Source organism: Dyadobacter sandarakinus, from assembly GCF_016894445.1.
Classification (GTDB): Bacteria; Bacteroidota; Bacteroidia; order Cytophagales; family Spirosomataceae; genus Dyadobacter; species Dyadobacter sandarakinus.
Genome location: NZ_CP056775.1, coordinates 3,344,362 through 3,358,358, shown reverse-complemented (window position 1 = coordinate 3,358,358; position 13,997 = coordinate 3,344,362). Strand labels below are relative to the sequence as shown.

General features: G+C 48.7%; 16 protein-coding genes. 7 read left to right on the top strand and 9 right to left on the bottom strand.

Features of this window, described 5'->3' with window-relative positions; all coding sequences use genetic code 11:
* Window positions 1-78 precede the first annotated feature (78 nt).
* Window positions 79-354 carry a 50S ribosomal protein L27 gene (gene rpmA / locus HWI92_RS13545; protein ID WP_204655951.1) on the bottom strand — a complete coding sequence of 92 codons (276 nt, stop codon included), beginning with the start codon at window positions 352-354 and terminating at the stop codon, window positions 79-81.
* A 35-nt stretch (window positions 355-389) separates the two neighbouring features.
* Window positions 390-701, bottom strand: coding sequence for a 50S ribosomal protein L21 (rplU, locus tag HWI92_RS13540; RefSeq protein WP_204655942.1), 312 nt, complete (start codon window positions 699-701; stop codon window positions 390-392).
* Window positions 702-953: 252 nt separating this feature from the next.
* Here rplU and HWI92_RS13535 point away from each other — a divergent pair, with 252 nt between their 5' ends.
* The 6 genes from HWI92_RS13535 to HWI92_RS13510 all read left to right on the top strand — a co-directional run bounded on the left by HWI92_RS13535 (window position 954) and on the right by HWI92_RS13510 (window position 5,111).
* Window positions 954-1,595: a thioredoxin family protein gene (locus HWI92_RS13535; protein ID WP_204655940.1), complete on the top strand. Its 642-nt coding sequence runs from the start codon at window positions 954-956 to the stop codon at window positions 1,593-1,595.
* A gap of 20 nt (window positions 1,596-1,615) precedes the next feature.
* Window positions 1,616-2,521 (top strand): SMP-30/gluconolactonase/LRE family protein, encoded by a 906-nt coding sequence (locus HWI92_RS13530; RefSeq protein ID WP_204655932.1) that lies wholly within the window; start codon window positions 1,616-1,618, stop codon window positions 2,519-2,521.
* 83 nt (window positions 2,522-2,604) lie between these two features.
* The gene (locus tag HWI92_RS13525; RefSeq protein ID WP_204655930.1) at window positions 2,605-3,288 is read left to right on the top strand and encodes a DUF1361 domain-containing protein; all 684 of its coding nucleotides are present in this window, start codon (window positions 2,605-2,607) and stop codon (window positions 3,286-3,288) included.
* A complete protein-coding gene (locus HWI92_RS13520) occupies window positions 3,263-3,643 on the top strand; it encodes a diacylglycerol kinase family protein (RefSeq protein WP_204655928.1) in 381 nt (126 codons plus the stop codon). The genes HWI92_RS13525 and HWI92_RS13520 overlap by 26 nt, the downstream gene beginning before the upstream one ends.
* Window positions 3,644-3,683: 40 nt before the next feature.
* Complete coding sequence (locus HWI92_RS25495) at window positions 3,684-4,787, top strand: hypothetical protein (RefSeq protein WP_204655926.1); 1,104 nt, start codon at window positions 3,684-3,686, stop codon at window positions 4,785-4,787.
* A gap of 27 nt (window positions 4,788-4,814) precedes the next feature.
* Window positions 4,815-5,111: a winged helix-turn-helix domain-containing protein gene (locus tag HWI92_RS13510; RefSeq protein ID WP_204655924.1), complete on the top strand. Its 297-nt coding sequence runs from the start codon at window positions 4,815-4,817 to the stop codon at window positions 5,109-5,111.
* A 96-nt stretch (window positions 5,112-5,207) separates the two neighbouring features.
* Here HWI92_RS13510 and HWI92_RS13505 read toward each other — a convergent pair whose 3' ends face one another.
* A complete protein-coding gene (locus tag HWI92_RS13505; RefSeq protein WP_204655922.1) occupies window positions 5,208-5,711 on the bottom strand; it encodes a DUF2911 domain-containing protein in 504 nt (167 codons plus the stop codon).
* 139 nt (window positions 5,712-5,850) lie between these two features.
* Between HWI92_RS13505 and recG the strand changes: the two genes are divergently transcribed.
* The gene (gene recG / locus HWI92_RS13500; protein WP_204655920.1) at window positions 5,851-7,971 is read left to right on the top strand and encodes an ATP-dependent DNA helicase RecG; all 2,121 of its coding nucleotides are present in this window, start codon (window positions 5,851-5,853) and stop codon (window positions 7,969-7,971) included.
* Window positions 7,972-7,973: 2 nt separating this feature from the next.
* On the opposite strand, the gene HWI92_RS13495 is transcribed toward recG, so the two are convergent.
* The 6 genes from HWI92_RS13495 to HWI92_RS13470 form a co-directional block, all read right to left on the bottom strand.
* Entirely contained in the window at window positions 7,974-9,317 is a 1,344-nt protein-coding gene (locus HWI92_RS13495; protein WP_204655918.1) for an FGGY-family carbohydrate kinase, read from the bottom strand.
* Window positions 9,318-9,439: 122 nt separating this feature from the next.
* Complete coding sequence (locus HWI92_RS13490; protein ID WP_204655916.1) at window positions 9,440-10,135, bottom strand: GDSL-type esterase/lipase family protein; 696 nt, start codon at window positions 10,133-10,135, stop codon at window positions 9,440-9,442.
* A gap of 86 nt (window positions 10,136-10,221) precedes the next feature.
* Window positions 10,222-10,902: a hypothetical protein gene (locus tag HWI92_RS13485; RefSeq protein WP_204655914.1), complete on the bottom strand. Its 681-nt coding sequence runs from the start codon at window positions 10,900-10,902 to the stop codon at window positions 10,222-10,224.
* Between the two features lie 3 nt (window positions 10,903-10,905).
* Window positions 10,906-11,559: a hypothetical protein gene (locus HWI92_RS13480; protein WP_204655912.1), complete on the bottom strand. Its 654-nt coding sequence runs from the start codon at window positions 11,557-11,559 to the stop codon at window positions 10,906-10,908.
* 169 nt (window positions 11,560-11,728) lie between these two features.
* Entirely contained in the window at window positions 11,729-13,039 is a 1,311-nt protein-coding gene (locus HWI92_RS13475; RefSeq protein ID WP_204655910.1) for a TolC family protein, read from the bottom strand.
* Window positions 13,040-13,075: 36 nt separating this feature from the next.
* Complete coding sequence (locus HWI92_RS13470; protein WP_204655908.1) at window positions 13,076-13,738, bottom strand: ABC transporter ATP-binding protein; 663 nt, start codon at window positions 13,736-13,738, stop codon at window positions 13,076-13,078.
* Between the last annotated feature and the right edge of the window lie 259 nt (window positions 13,739-13,997).

Sequence of the window (13,997 nt, the reverse complement as noted above, 5' to 3'; positions counted from 1 at the left end):
TTTGGTTTTTGAAATCCTGCAAAAAACAAAAACCCGTTCAACTGGGTTAAACGGGTTTCTGATAATGGGGATTACAGATTAAGCTTCCGCTACTTCAGCAGCAACCGGCTCAATGTGAACGTAAGATCTGTCCTGACGACCTTTACGGAACACTACATGTCCGTCGGCCAGCGCAAACAAAGTATGGTCACGACCGATACCTACGTTTTTGCCAGGATTGTGTTTTGTACCTCTCTGACGAACCAGGATGTTTCCTGCTTTTGCCAGCTCGCCACCGAACAATTTCACACCAAGACGCTTACTTTCCGAATCACGTCCGTTTTTCGAGCTACCTACACCTTTCTTATGTGCCATGATATCTTATCTTTTAGAATTCTCCTGATTAATAATTAAGCAACGATCTCGTCAATGCTGATACGGGTCAGATACTGGCGGTGGCCATTTTTAACCCTGTAACCTTTACGTCTCTTCTTTTTGAAGACGATTACTTTTTCACCTTTGAGGTGCTCGAGTACGGTTGCTTTCACGGTAGCACCAGCTACTGTCGGAAGACCTACCTGTACTGCGCCTTCATTGTCAACCAGAAGGACTTTGTCAAACACAAGGGCAGCGTTCACGTCACCTTCAAGCCTATGCGTGAAGATTTCGAGACCCTTTTCAACTTTAAATTGCTGACCCGCGATTTCTACGATTGCGTACATGCTAAATAATTGATAAACTGGATTTCAAAATGAGGTGCAAATATAGCCATATAAATAAAGAAACCCAACGCATGATCTTCAATAATTTATCCTATCTTGGGCGCAGGGCAAGCCGTGTTAAGGGTGTCTATATAAATGGAAGATCGTGCATGTTAACCGCGCAGCCGGCGTTAACAAAACTTAACAGTGTGGTATGTTACTTTTATGCTGAATTGCTGTCTTAGTATTGCAATGAATGTTAAAAAACACAAAATGAAAATAAGTCTTTGGATAGCTGCTCTCCTTATGGGATGGGTTAATGCTGCACACGCTGAACTGAAAGAAAAGAATAACGATGGCTTACAATCTAGCGCCGGCTATCAGATCGGAGATGCCGTAGCTAATTTCAGGTTGAGAAATACGAATGGAAATACCGTTTCCCTGGCGGATTATACCAGCTCAAAAGGGATAATCGTGGTGTTTACCAGCAATCACTGTCCGTTTGCAAAGGCTTATGAAGACAGGATCATCGCATTGAATGGCAAGTTTGCATCCCAGGGTTTTCCGGTGATTGCCATCAATCCCAGCGATCCGGCTACGCACCAGGACGATACGTTCGAGAAAATGAAGGAGCGTGCCTCCTCCAAAGGTTATGCTTATCCATATCTTTCCGATGATAATCAGGAAGTTGCCAAAGCATTCGGGGCAGGACGCATGCCGCAGGTTTATGTATTGCAAAAAAGTGGCTCCCGGTTTTCGGTACGCTATATCGGGATGATCGACGACAATCCTCAGGATCCGGCCGGTGTTACCAAGTTTTATGTGGACGAAGCCGTTACAAACCTCCTCGGCGGCAAACCAGTAGTGACAACCGTTACCAAGCCGGTAGGCTGCGCCATCAAATTAAAAAATTAGTCTTTGAAAAGGTATACTGCATGAAATCAATCCTCTTTCCCGTGCTCTTCCTACTTGCAGGAACATTCGCATTCGCGCAGACGAAAAGCAAGAATTTCTCAAATGAGGGCGAGTTTACAAGCAATTGCGAGGGACCGGCGGTGGATAGTGACGGGAATGTTTATGCGGTCAACTTTGCGCGGGACGGAACCATTGCGCAGATCAGCCGCAAAGGCAGCGCCGGCTTTTTTGTAACCCTGCCCAAAGGCAGTACTGGCAACGGAATCCGGTTTGTGGATAAAAATACCTTTTACGTAGCCGACTTTACAGGACATAACGTGCTGAAAGTTGACCTCATCACCCGTGACGTCTCCGTGTTTGCCCATGAGCCGAAGATGAGCCAGCCCAATGACCTGGCCGTGACGTCCGGAGGTCATGTTTTTTGCTCAGATCCTAACTGGAAAGAAGGTACCGGACAGATCTGGCATGTTTCGCCACAGGGAAAAGTAATACTTGCCGCAGGTGAAATGGGCACTGCCAACGGAATTGAAGTAAGTCCCGATGAGAAGAAACTGTATGTCAATGAAAGTGTACAGCGCAAAGTCTGGTCTTTTGACCTGGCTGCGGATGGTACCTTATCCAATAAAACATTACTCCACGAGTTTGCGGATGGCGGCATGGATGGTATGCGCTGCGATATCCAGGGAAACCTCTACATTGCCCGCCATGGCAAAGGCGAGGTGGCCGTTCTTTCTCCCGAAGGAAAAGTAATTCAGACCATTCACACAATCGGCAAGAAGGTTTCCAATATTTGCTTTGGAGGTAAAAACGGTAAGACGTGCTACATTACCCTTCAGGACCGTGGCTGCCTCGAATCTTTTTCTGCCAAAACCGCCGGGCGGGAATGGGCCATGATGAAAGCATTTGCAGCCAACAACAACAATTAGTCTTCAGGCCAACTGATCCACCTTGGGAAATTAAATACTTTGTACTTACTTTGTATTGCAAAGTACTTTAATAAACTCTAATAATGGGATTGGACAAAATGGTACATTACCTGCAAAGCAACCTGAAAGTGGCCCTGCTTGCCTTCGTATCCTCAGCCGCTATGATATTGCTGGCTTTCCGGATCGTATTTCATGACTGGAATTTCGTGTTTCTGGCATGGAACCTGTTTCTGGCATGGATCCCGCTGGTTTTTATCAAGTGGGTCTGGGAGCAGGAGCGCAATCGGCCGCTGCCTTTCGGCCTTCTGGCTTTGTACCTGTTTGTCTGGCTGATGTTTTTTCCCAATGCACCTTACATCATCACCGACCTCAAACATCTCCGGAGCGTACCCGAAGCGATGATCTGGTATGACGCGCTGATGATCTTTACATTTTCACTTTCTGGCCTGATGACGGGTTTGTATAGTGTGCGGATCGTACACCGGATTGTTGCCGGCAGGTGGAACGGGTCACTGGCCTGGGCAACCATTATCTGCTCTCTCGTACTGAGCGGTTTCGGCGTATTCCTCGGGCGATATGGCCGCTGGAACAGCTGGGATGTGCTTACGCAGCCTGGCGCGCTGGTCCGGGGAATTATCAGCAGCATGCAAAATCCACTGGCGATAAAACACACCCTCACGTTTTCGTTCGTGCTCGTGTTGTCGTACTTTGCGTTCCACATCTTTGCAGAACTCAAACAGCATGAAGCCTCCCATCGATATTCTTAAAGCGGCGCGCAGCTTCCGGTACGCCGGCGTGGGTATTTATAATTTGTTCAGGTTTGAAAACAATGCGCGCATTCACCTTCTGGCTTGCTTGCTGGTGATCATTGCGGGCGTTTTTTTCAAAATAACTTCCTCCGAATGGGCGATTATCATTATCCAGGTCGCACTTGTATGGTCGGCTGAGGCATTTAATACTGCCATCGAGAAGCTGGCCGATCTTGTTTCCCCCGATTACCACCCGGTTATCAAAGTGGTGAAGGATACTGCCGCAGCGGGTGTGCTGATGCTGGCCATATCGGCTGTGCTGGTAGGCGGGATCGTCTTTTTGCCAAAGCTGGCCGCTTTAACGGGCTGGTGAGCAGGGTTAGTATTTTCATGTGTCTGTCAAATTTTCATTTATGAATCCCGAACAGGAATCCTTACATACCCTGAGCGAAATCCGCGAGCTCATGGAGCGGTCATCCAAATTCTTGTCGCTGAGTGGCCTGAGTGGTGTTTTTGCAGGTATTTTCGCACTTATCGGTGCATTGGTTGCATATGTCCGGTTCAAAACCGACTGGTTCCACAGCATGTTGCAGCCCTATGGCGTATACAACAATGATGGGGGCCGGCATGTCATTTGGTTTCTGATAGCCGACGGGCTTTGTGTACTTGCCTTATCGCTTACAGTTTGCATTATACTTACCGTACGCAAAGGCCGGCAGCGCGGGCTTACCGTATGGAACGGAACCTCGCGCAGACTGGTAATCAGCATGATGATACCGCTGGCTGCGGGCGGCATTTTTTGCCTTGCCATGTTGTATTACGGCATAATCTGGCTGGTTTTCCCGGCCACACTTATTTTTTACGGGATTGCCCTGGTCAATGCGAGCCGCTTCACTTACAAGGAAGTGTTTTACATGGGGATTTCGGAAATCCTGATCGGGTGCATTGCATTGTTCTTGACGGGATACTCACTCCTATTCTGGGCGGTAGGTTTCGGATTACTGCATATTGTTTATGGGCTTACCATGTACAACCGATACGACCGGAAGTTGCCCGGGGGAGCATTGGCGAAAGGATTGGTTGTGCTTTTAATGCTTTCCGGCAGTCAGGCATGGGCGCAGGTTGTAAATGACAGCTCGGCAAACAAGGTCCGGCAGTGGTATGATCAGGAGACCATCTATCTCAGGGGAGCTAATAGTTTTGTCAAAAACAACCGCATTTACACTGGACAAAAAGCACTGAAAAATGAGTTTGTACTCTCGGAAGGCGGTATGCAGTTGTACCTGCAATCGAGGCGGACGCGTAATGTGGCACTGGTTATCTCACTGGCAGGCTCGGCGGGCTCCATTTATTCGCTTGTTTCGGGGAACAGGGATAGGCTGCGCACATTTTTTTGGGTATCACTGGGAACCGGAATTGTGTCTTCGGCATTGACCATGAAGGCGAACAACCTTCGCGACCAGGCTGTATGGCTCAGAAACAGGGATGCAACTCTTTTTCTGGAACTGAACAAATAAAGCCGGCAGCTGACAAATGGCGCATCCATGGAGTGGTTAGAAAAATTTAATAAAGTTTTTGAAAGTAAAATAAGGCTTGGGCTGATGTCCGTGCTGGTGGTAAATGATGCTCTGAGTTTCAACGAATTAAAAGAGCTGCTTCAACTCACCGACGGTAACCTCGCCTCGCATCTCAAAGCCCTCGAAGAGATCAGGTACATTGAATTTCAGAAGCAATTTCTGGGCCGCAAGCCGCTTACAACTTACAAAGCCACTCAGGAAGGCCACAAAGCATTCACAGAGCATTTGCAGGTACTTGAAAATATGATCAGGCAGAATTTGTAGAGGGGGAGGATGGAAAAAAGGAGGAGTGGAGTAAATGAGAAGAGGGACAGATGCTTTTGGCAGTGTCCCTCTTCTCATTTACTGAAAATCTCTGATTTAAAACTTCATCGGTACCGAGAAGCCTGATTTATCCCATTGAAAATCCAGAGCTGTATCTTTTACATTGAACGTCAGTTTTTCTTCTGAGCTCGGGTAAGTTTTGTTGGGTACCGTTACTGTCAGCACGTCTTTGTCTTTGAACTTGTCATAGCTGTATGCACCCCACTGTCCCAGCTGACTATTGAGAATGATGGTCCATTCCTTTTCGTTTGGTGTAGCAAAAAACGTATAAGTACCCGCTTTTACAGGCTTTCCACCGAATGTTCCGTCTTTTTTAAACGTGATCACAGTCGCGCTGTCAGCGCCGATCCGCCATACTTTACCATAGGGTTCAAGACTTCCGCTTCCTGCTTTTCCAAACAGTACACGGCCTTTTTTCGAAGGTTGACCATACCGGATGTTCACGTTTTTACCAGTTGCCGTCACATGCGGGCTGCTTTGTGCCGACGCCCATGTGAATGCAATCAGTGACAGGAAAAGCGATAAAATTGTAGTTTTCATAAAGGTTAAAAAATTAAGTAAAATAGTTTGGGTGATTAACAGCATGTATGCTCAGGCGAATTAACAATTTCAAACGTTGTCGCGCAAGCAGTTAAGTGTTAATACTGGTTAACAGGGCGTGCTATCGTATATTTGGAGGATGACGAGCGAGAATATAACAGCGGGAAGGTCCACATTTTTTGACACAAAAATCGAGTTTCTGAAAGGGGTAGGGCCACAGAAGGCAGCGCTGCTCAATGAGGAACTGGGCATCTTTACTTTTGCTGACCTGATCCAGCATTATCCATTCCGGCATGAGGACCGCACTGTTTTTCACCAGATCGCGTCCCTCAACGAGCAAATGCCGGCAGCCCACATCAAAGGCAGGCTGCGCGAAAAGGTACTTACCGGCGAAGGCGGCAAAAAGCGCCTGATCGCCTATTTTACAGATGGTACCGGGCTGATGGAGCTGGTCTGGTTTCAGGGTATTCCCTGGTTTGAGAAAAACCTGAGGCCGAATGCTGAGTACATTGTCTATGGAAAGCCCGTCTATTTTGGAGGAAGATGGAGCATTACGCATCCCGAAATTGACCTGCTTACCCCGGAAAATGAGCAGGCCGGGTACTGGCAGCCCATTTACCCCCTTACCGAGAAGCTGCGCAGGAAGTTTGTTGACAGCCGTGCATTGAGCCGGTACATACGCACTTTGCTTGACATTGCATTGCCGCACATCCGGGAAACACTCCCTGATACGCTCATAAAGAAGTTCAGGCTCATATCCAAGGGAGATGCCCTGCGGAACTTTCATTTACCCCAAAATGCACAATGGCTGCATCAGGCGCAACGCCGGCTGAAATTTGAGGAGCTGTTTTACAATCAGTTCAGGCTGATTAAAAACAAGCTGCTGCACAAAACGGAGTACCCGGGACTTGTGTTCAATGAGGTACATTTGGTAAAAGAATTTTATGAAAAGTACCTGCCTTTTAGCCTCACCGGCGCACAGGTAAGGGTATTGCAGGAAATACATGCCGACCTCAAAACCGGGAAGCAGATGAACCGCCTTTTGCAGGGCGATGTAGGTTCAGGAAAGACGATCGTAGGTTTCATTACCATGCTTTTTGCATTGGATAATCATGCCCAGGCCTGCCTGATGGCACCCACCGAGATTCTTGCCGATCAGCATTACCAGGGACTGAAACACTTTGCCGACCTGCTGGGCATCAACATTGGCAAGCTCACAGGCTCTACCAAAAAGAAAGACCGCGAGGTGATACACCGCCAGCTGCTAGACGGCTCTATGCAGATTATCGTCGGGACTCATGCATTGATCGAGGACATTGTACAATTTCAAAATCTGGGCTTATGCATTATTGATGAGCAACACCGGTTTGGTGTGGCGCAGCGGGCGCGTCTTTGGGCTAAAAACCCGCGCATCAACCCGCATATGCTGGTTATGACGGCCACGCCCATTCCGCGTACCCTGGCTATGACGCTGTACGGTGACCTGGATATTTCGGCGATCGACGAGCTGCCGGCCGGTCGGAAGCCAATCAAAACTGTGCACCGCTACGACGCACACCGGGCTTCTGTTTTCGGGTTTATGAAAGACGAACTTGCCAAAGGACGACAGATCTACATTGTGTATCCACTGATTGAAGAATCCGAGAAAATAGACCTCAAAGATCTTATGGATGGCTACGAGAGTATATCAAGGTCGTTTCCGGAAGTTCCCCTAAGCATTTTGCATGGTAAAATGAAGTCGCAGGACAAGGACTATGAAATGCGCAGGTTTGTCACCGGGGAAACGCGGATGATGGTCGCTACTACGGTCATCGAGGTGGGCGTGAATGTCCCCAATGCATCTGTGATGGTGATCGAAAATGCCGAGCGGTTCGGGCTTTCACAGCTCCACCAGTTACGCGGCAGGGTAGGGCGGGGTGCAGAGCAATCGTATTGTATCCTGATGACGGATTACAAGATCAGCAAGGATACCAAGCTGCGTATTGAGACGATGTGCCGCACCAACAATGGATTTGAAATTGCCGAAGTAGACTTGCAGCTCCGGGGACCAGGAGACATGGCAGGTACCCAGCAGAGCGGGCTTGTAGACCTGCTGGTGGCCAATCTGGCGCAGGATGGTGAAATATTGAAAGCTGCCCGCATCGCTGCGGAAGAGATTCTCGAAAATGACCCTGACCTGATCCAGCCGGTAAACCTGCCCATCAGGCAGCACCTGGCAAACCTCAGGAAGGAAGAAACCAACTGGAACAGGATCAGCTAGGATCAGGGTTGTATTTCGCGGATTTCGCTTAAAAACTCAAAATTTTGTGGCCGGGTTACATGCAATGCCGATCCCAGCGATGTTGCATAGGGCAGGTCGGTCACATGTACGGTATGCTTTGGAAAGTTCCTTGCTACCAGCTTGGTGAAGATCTCATTTCTTGCAAAACCACCGTCAATATAGATCGCCTGTACATCATTGACACCCACCAGTTCCAGCGACACGGCCAGCATGTCTGTAAGTCCTTTCAGCAAATGATGGTATGCAGCCTCAGCAGATGAAAACGCACTCACCTGCCACTCCTGGGTATTGGCCTCAGGGAAGGGGCCGTTACCCGTCATGCAGGCGGAATAAAATGGAGGCGTATCCGCTTTCAGAATCTCCTCGTCCAGTTTTACCTGCTTGTAAAAATCAGGAGCGACACGGAAATATTCCGCAATGCGATTGACCTGGTAATCATGTTCCCTGCCCAGAAACAGCCTTGAAGCAGTAACGCCGCTGCCTTCCGGTGTCAGGTAGTTCATGCAGTCTCTTTCCAGCTGATACGAGGTCAGCGGCTTGGACGTGAATGAATTGAAGTTGATGCACCAGGTACCGGTTGAGAGCAGTACAAACGGTTTTTTTACCGCCATCCGGTAAGGTATCAGCGCCGAAGAACTGTCGTGCAGCCCGAAACCCGACTGGATTCCCTTATCATTATGCCGGTAAATGAAAGAAGAAGAAGCAAGTACAGGTGCCAGCTTTTTGTGGATACCTTCCTGTTTTACCCAATCATGATAATCCCACATCTCGAAACTCCAGAGTGCGGTATGACAGCCCAGTGAAGTGTAATCGCTCACTTTTCTGCCGGTCAGCAGGTACAAAATGTACTGTGGCAAATGCAGGGTAGTGGCAATTTGTGCGTAAATGTCGGGCCGGGTATATTTCAGCCAGTACAGCTGCATGCCGGAGTTCAGCATACCCATGGACGGTGATCCGGTTTGTAATGAAATACGCGTGGGATCGCCGTATGTACTGTAAAACTGCCTCGACAGGGATTCCGGAAAAGGTTTCAGGTAGGAGTAAAGCGGCGTGAGCGGCTTGTTGGAAGCATCCAGGTGCACGAGGCTGGCACCATAGCCCGCCACATTGACGGCCTTGATGTCATATTTCGGACTTTCCAGCAATTCCATCCATTTGGTTTGTACCCAATTGGTTAGCAAATCAATATCCTCGGTAGGAAATCCATCCTCATCGGTGGTTTCCGGAAGTGCCTCGGAAAACTCATCTACGATCTGGTACTTTTCGTCAAAAAGTACATACTTTTTATTGGTCCTGCCAATGTCAAAAATCGCCGTTACTTTCATTTTTGATTGCGATGCCACTTGAAAACCGAGGAATGTATTTCCGGTCAAGATAGTGACTTTACGTTAAACCTATACCCTTACTCTTTGTAAAATCTTAGCTGAAAGTGTGTCTGCCGCGTGTATCAGGCGGTTTTTTCAAGAATAGGTTTGAGCACCTTGGTCCAGCGCCTGTAACCTTCCTCGTTCATATGGAGGCTGTCACTCACAAAAATCGCCGGATCGGGCCTGCCGTCTTTGAGCATGACCGGCCATACGTCTATGTAGCCGTGCTTTTTATCTTTTTTAATAAAATCCTGGATCAGCTGGTTGGCCTTTATAACATCCTGTCGCCTGGCCCAGCGAGAAGGCGAGGGTTTCAGGGAAACGCCGTAGATCCGCACGTCAGGCTGCTTTTCGCGGATCTTGCGCGTAAGCTCCACATAGGCGTCACGTACCTGCTCGGGCGTTTTTTTCTTTGCACCGAACATATCGTTCTCGCAGTAAATGACAACGGTTTTAGGCTGATATTTCGAAATGGTACGGTCGGCGTAGTGGATTACTTCCGGCAGGGTGGACCCGCCGAAGCCGCGGTTAATGATCGGTAAAGGTGCAAGGTCCTGGGCGGCTGACTTCCATTTCGTAAAGGACGAGCTGCCTGTCAGGACGATGCCGCCAGGTGCAGGCATTTCCCGGGAATCGCTTTGTTCGAAGGCTTTGATCGCTGCTTCCGACCTGTCTACTGCATAATCGGGCTGCCAGGGTGCATCCAGGGTAGTATATGCAGGTTTATGACATGCATTGAGCCAGACGGCTGCAATGAGGAGGATGTACTTTTTCATTGAATACAAACAGTGGATATACCTCGTAAAGGCATATCCACTGTCTTTTTAATGTTCGCCCTCTAAAAATGATCTTTGGCTGAGCCTTATTTCAGTACATACCGCAGGCCCAGGCCTACACTGGGAAATTGAAGTGCGGGCTTGAAATCATACGTAAATGCCTGGTTGGCAGTACCGGCATTGCCCGACGCCAGTTCGGTTTTGTCATGATTGTAGCTGAGGGACAATGGTGTTGAAAAGCCCAGAGTGGCAAGCAGCCACCATCTTTCCGTCAGCATGTAGTAGGCACCTGCTTCAAGCCCGGCACTCAGGCTGATTTGCCGGGAGATCTTCTCCCCGATGTCTACCTGCCCGCGAAATTCGAGTGTTTTGGCATAATCGTACTGAGCACGGACATTGGGACCGGCAAATATGCCTGCCTTTCCATTGAAATGTCTGTAATACTGCCAGAAGTAGCCAATACCGCCGCCCGCTCCCGTGATCCCGTTTTGCCTGACTTCTTCGCCATCAACTATGGCAAAAATCCGCTTTCCACCGCTCAGAGCTGCATTCAGCCTGAAACCTTCCGCCCTGTTATTGGTTTTAAACTTTCCAAGTTCCGGACTTATGCTGATGTTGTAGGTGTTCTGCGAAGACTGCTGGGCGGAGTGCTGGTTCTGGAAATTGACTCCGGCTATTCCCGAGATGAATTTCTTTCCTTCATGCTGTGCCAAAAGCGAGGTGCATATGCAAAGCAGAAAGCTGCTGGTAAGTAGGATGTTTTTCATGGCTTAGTTCTGTGATTGAAGGTACCAGGATGCGCGCACGGAAAAGTAGCTGGTGAGGCTGCCCGAAACAGCCGACTTGACCTGAAGCGTATTCGTTTTGTTGATGTCGCGGTAATCAACTCCGAGTGAAAGAAGGTTAATGTCCGATTCCAGTGCAAAGCGGGGAGTTATCCAGTAGCTGATCCCCGGAGCCACCTGAATGCCCGCGCCGAAGCCATTTTGTTTTTCATGTTCCACATTGTTTTTAGTCGTATACCTCAGGTAGGAAAAAGTTGCTGCTGCATGCAGGAACATCGCCCATTTGGGACTGATCGACTTGTACTGACGGATAAATGGGGAAAGATTAAATGCAGCCTGGTTGGTGACGTATTTGTAATCCTCATTGTTGTATCGGCTTTTTTGCGTGATAAATGCCAGATTACTGCCAATACCAAGTCCGACAAGCCGGTTTGCCGCAATGAACTTTCCGAACTGTATGGATGGGTCAAAGTAGTGCGAGCTTCCTTTTTCGGTCAGGGTAGGTCCGCCTTTGGTTTTGTTGACACTACCATTGAAGCTGATTGTTGCAGCGGCATATTTTGTACCCTGCTGCAGCTGGGCCTGTACGCGCCCGGCTGCAACGGTCGCCAGCAGTCCCATTAGAAGAAGTTTTTTCATGGATGTATAATTAGTTGATGAGGTAAATTACAATCCTTTATGTAACCATCGTACGATTTATATTTTTTTAACATGAATATAAACAAAGAGGCAAAGCGAAAGCCTTGCCTCTAAACATTACCGATACCAAATTTAACCTAACAGTTTCGCAGGAAACCCTGCTTATATTTTATAGCACGCCATTGAAATTGCCCTGGCGGTAGTATTGTAGTAACTTTTGCTGCATCAGAAATCCGTACTTCGCTTCAATGGCATTGGCCTGTGCCTGGGCCAGGTTGGCTTTGGCCACGGTATACTCAAAAGTATTGGCGATGCCTGCATTGAGCTTGCTTTCCACCACCTTAAACGCAGCATCAAGCGATTCAACCTGTCCCTGGGCGGCCATGTATTTATCAGACATGGCGCTGAGGTTGAGTACGGCCACTTCAATCGCCTGGCGGAGCAATTGGCTGGTTACATCCAGCGTATTTTGCGCCAGTCGTTCCTGCACCTTGGCAAGCTCAACACGCGGCCGGGTTACCCAGCGTCCCATGATCGGGATGTTGAGACCCAGGCTCAGCGAGCCGTTCCGGGTCGCATTCAGCTGCTTGAAATAGTCGAGGTTGTTGTTGGTAGAGGCATAAAATGCCCCGAGATTACCGCCCAGTACCAGGGACGGATAATTGTTGGCCTTGATGGATTTAACCTGGTAAGAAAAACTTTGACGGTACAGTTCCGCGCTTTTCAGCTCCGGGAAAGACTTTTGGGCTTCGTCGTAAATCTGACGGGCATCATAGGAAGGCATGGCCAGGTTCTTATCGGACAAGCCTTCAAAAACAATGCTGTCGTCGGGTGCGATGTTGATCCGCTGAAACAATGCCAGCCTGGCTGTCCGGTAGTTGTTGAGCGCAGTTACCTCATTGTACTTGTCATTGGCCAGCTGCGCCTTGATCTCGTACAGCACATTGGTGCCGACTACACCTGCATTGAGCTGTTTTTCAACCCTTTCAACCTGCTGTTTGGAAGAGGCTACCTGTTCTCCGGCTGCCAGCAGCAATGCGTTGGTGGCCAGTACATTCACGTATCCCTGCATCAACAACACAGTTTGCGCATTCAGTACGGCCGTACGGTTTTCCATGGCTGATTCTTTCAGCAGCACGTACTGGCGGATTTGGTTTTGCAGTTTAAAACCCTGGAAAACCGGTACCTGCAAACCGGTACTCAACGAGCTGTAATTGTAAACCTGGTCTATATACGCATTGGTATACTGGTCGATGCTGCGTCCCAGGTTCACGCTCTGATTGGCACTGATATAGATTTGCGGGAAAATCTGTGACCTGGTCTGGCGGAGCTGCGCCTGAGCGGCTTCTGCCTGCAAATTGCCCTGCTGGTAGGTCAGGTTGTTTTTGGTCAGCAGTTCAAAGCATTCCGCCAGGCCAAGCACCTTCTGGGCGGAAGTACAGAGTGGCAGGAGGCAGAAAAGGAGTAGTAAATTTTTCATGACTAACAGATTAAATGCTTTCGGGTGGGAGAGGACTTAGGCGAGCCAGCCATCTTTGAGGCGAACAACGCGGTTGCCGTATCCCGCATTGAGCTCCGAGTGGGTTACCTGTACAATGGTCACCTTGTCTTCCCGGTTGAGTTTTTGAAACAGTTCCATGATTTCTATCGCCTGCTCTGAATGCAGGTTACCGGTAGGTTCATCGGCAAAAATCACCTTCGGATTGTGTACAATCGCCCTGGCTACGCCTACCAGCTGCTGCTGACCGCCCGACAGCTGGTGCGGGAAAAGGTCTTTTTTGGCAACCATGTTGAAGCGGTCGAGCAGCTCGGCTACACGGCTTTTACGCTCCGAGGAGCCGGTACCTTTATAAAGCAGGGGAGTCTCGATGTTTTCATACACCGTCAGCTCGTCGATCAGGTGATAAGCCTGAAACACAAAGCCGATGTGGTGACGGTGCAGCTCGGTGCGCTTCTTTTCAGAAAGCTTTTGCACAGGCTCGTCCAGAAAAAAATACTCACCTTCCGACGGCTCTTCAAGCAGCCCGAGAATATGCAGTAAGGTAGACTTGCCCGAACCCGAAGGTCCCATAATTGAAACAAACTCGCCTTCCTTGATTTCCAGGTCGATATGCCGGAGCACGTAAGTCTTGCCGAATCCGGCAGGGTAATACTTGGATATTTTTTCTAATCTGATCATAAATTGGGATTTAAGATTTCGGGTTTATAATTAATGACAACCGGCTGCAAAAACAAGGTGCTGGTCCCGATCTCTTCTGCCAGGTAAGATTTAAAATTCCCTGCCACATATTTAATGGCTTGATTTATAGTAGTTTATTTTAAATGGGCTTATGTTTTACGTTCAATATCGTACAAACGTGTACGCTGGCGGACGTAGCCGGCCATGCTGCGGAATGCGCGGAAATGCTGACCTGAAAACATGAAAATTTTGATAAAAG

Excerpts from the sequence above, each read along its gene's own strand:
- rpmA (WP_204655951.1), bottom strand. The coding sequence starts at position 354 with ATGGCACATAAGAAAGGTGTAGGTAGCTCGAAAAACGGACGTGATTCG.
- rplU (WP_204655942.1), bottom strand. The coding sequence starts at position 701 with ATGTACGCAATCGTAGAAATCGCGGGTCAGCAATTTAAAGTTGAAAAG.
- HWI92_RS13535 (WP_204655940.1), top strand. The coding sequence starts at position 954 with ATGAAAATAAGTCTTTGGATAGCTGCTCTCCTTATGGGATGGGTTAAT.
- HWI92_RS13530 (WP_204655932.1), top strand. The coding sequence starts at position 1,616 with ATGAAATCAATCCTCTTTCCCGTGCTCTTCCTACTTGCAGGAACATTC.
- HWI92_RS13525 (WP_204655930.1), top strand. The coding sequence starts at position 2,605 with ATGGGATTGGACAAAATGGTACATTACCTGCAAAGCAACCTGAAAGTG.
- HWI92_RS13520 (WP_204655928.1), top strand. The coding sequence starts at position 3,263 with ATGAAGCCTCCCATCGATATTCTTAAAGCGGCGCGCAGCTTCCGGTAC.
- HWI92_RS25495 (WP_204655926.1), top strand. The coding sequence starts at position 3,684 with ATGAATCCCGAACAGGAATCCTTACATACCCTGAGCGAAATCCGCGAG.
- HWI92_RS13510 (WP_204655924.1), top strand. The coding sequence starts at position 4,815 with ATGGAGTGGTTAGAAAAATTTAATAAAGTTTTTGAAAGTAAAATAAGG.
- HWI92_RS13505 (WP_204655922.1), bottom strand. The coding sequence starts at position 5,711 with ATGAAAACTACAATTTTATCGCTTTTCCTGTCACTGATTGCATTCACA.
- recG (WP_204655920.1), top strand. The coding sequence starts at position 5,851 with ATGACGAGCGAGAATATAACAGCGGGAAGGTCCACATTTTTTGACACA.
- HWI92_RS13495 (WP_204655918.1), bottom strand. The coding sequence starts at position 9,317 with ATGAAAGTAACGGCGATTTTTGACATTGGCAGGACCAATAAAAAGTAT.
- HWI92_RS13490 (WP_204655916.1), bottom strand. The coding sequence starts at position 10,135 with ATGAAAAAGTACATCCTCCTCATTGCAGCCGTCTGGCTCAATGCATGT.
- HWI92_RS13485 (WP_204655914.1), bottom strand. The coding sequence starts at position 10,902 with ATGAAAAACATCCTACTTACCAGCAGCTTTCTGCTTTGCATATGCACC.
- HWI92_RS13480 (WP_204655912.1), bottom strand. The coding sequence starts at position 11,559 with ATGAAAAAACTTCTTCTAATGGGACTGCTGGCGACCGTTGCAGCCGGG.
- HWI92_RS13475 (WP_204655910.1), bottom strand. The coding sequence starts at position 13,039 with ATGAAAAATTTACTACTCCTTTTCTGCCTCCTGCCACTCTGTACTTCC.
- HWI92_RS13470 (WP_204655908.1), bottom strand. The coding sequence starts at position 13,738 with ATGATCAGATTAGAAAAAATATCCAAGTATTACCCTGCCGGATTCGGC.